Annotated in this window: 1 protein-coding gene; it reads right to left on the bottom strand. The window is 46.8% G+C overall.

Features of this window, described 5'->3' with window-relative positions; genetic code table 11:
• A partial coding sequence (gene ilvD, locus RMY00_RS36000; protein WP_322652127.1) for a dihydroxy-acid dehydratase occupies positions 1–1,678 on the bottom strand: 1,678 nt, incomplete at both ends.

Here is a 1,678-nt window from a genome sequence, read left to right as displayed (position 1 = left end):
AACAAATCCAAATCTGTCACAGCACCAATACTGCTAGAAGATACCAATTTGGCATATTTCGCCAACACGCCTTTAGTGTAACGCGGAGCAGGGGGTTGCCAGTTGGCACGACGACGAGCTAATTCTTCTTCCGATACATTTAACTGCAACAAACGAGCAGGTGCATCAATAGTAATACTATCGCCTTCTTCTACAAGCGCGATCGCACCACCCACTGCTGCTTCTGGTGCAACATGACCAACCACCATCCCGTAAGTACCGCCAGAAAAGCGTCCATCAGTAATTAATCCCACAGCATCACCCAAACCAGCACCAATAATTGCTGAGGTGGGAGCCAACATTTCCCGCATCCCAGGCCCGCCCTTTGGCCCTTCATAACGGATGACGAGAATATCACCAGCTTGAATCTTACCTGCCAAAATTGCATTTAAAGAAGCTTCTTCCGATTCAAATACCCGCGCGGGGCCAGTAATCACTGGCTTTTTCACCCCGGTAATTTTGGCGACAGCTCCCTCCGTTGCCAGATTACCTCTAAGAATAGCTAAGTGTCCTTGAGAATACATCGGGTTATTCCAAGTCCGAATCACATCTTGATTGGCGGATGGTTCTTCTGGGATATCTGCTAATATCTCTGCGATTGTTTGACCAGTGATGGTGAGGCTATCACCATGTAATAAATCATGCACAAGTAGCATTTTCATGACTTGGGGAATGCCACCAGCTTTGTGCAAATCTGTAGCTACATATTTACCGCTTGGTTTTAAATCACACAAAACCGGAACACGGGCGCGGATGGTTTCAAAGTCATCCAGGGTTAACTCTACATCAGCAGCGCGGGCGATCGCTAAGAAATGCAATACTGCATTGGTCGAACCACCCACCGCCATAATTACAGAAATGGCATTCTCTATAGATTTGCGGGTGATAATTTGCCGGGGTAAGATTTGTTTGCGGATGGCTTCGACTAACACATAAGCTGATTTTTCGGTACTGTCGGCTTTTTCGGCATCTTCGGCTGCCATTGTCGAAGAATAGGGCAAACTCATCCCCAGTGCTTCAAATGCTGAAGACATGGTGTTAGCTGTGAACATTCCCCCACAGGAACCAGCACCAGGACAAGCGCGACTTTCAACTTCTAATAATTCCTTTTCGTCAATTTTTCCCGCACTGTATTGACCAACGGCTTCAAAAGAACTGACAACGGTTAAATCGCGCCCGTTGTAGTGACCGGGTTTAATTGTGCCACCGTAAACGAATATTGCCGGGATATTCATCCGGGCGATGGCTAGCATTGCCCCTGGCATATTTTTATCACAGCCACCAATGGCTAGTACACCATCCATACTTTGTCCGGTACAGGCGGTTTCAATGGAATCGGCAATGACTTCTCGTGATACTAGGGAATATTTCATCCCTTCAGTTCCCATCGAAATCCCATCACTAATGGTAATTGTGCCGAATACTTGCGGCATTGCCCCGGCAGATTTTATACTAACTTCTGCTCTGAGCGCCAGTTGATTTATCCCCATGTTACAGGGAGTGATTGTACTGTAGCCATTGGCAATACCTACAATGGCTTTATTGAAATCTTCATCTTTAAAACCAACTGCCCGCAGCATAGCTCGATTTGGCGATCGCTGCACCCCTTGCGTCACAATTTGGCTTCTTAAATTCTCCG

The sequence above is a fragment of the Nostoc sp. ChiVER01 genome, from assembly GCF_034531155.1.
GTDB lineage: Bacteria > Cyanobacteriota > Cyanobacteriia > Cyanobacteriales > Nostocaceae > Nostoc.
Note: the sequence above shows the minus strand (reverse complement) of the source record. Positions and strands in the feature narration are given on the sequence as shown.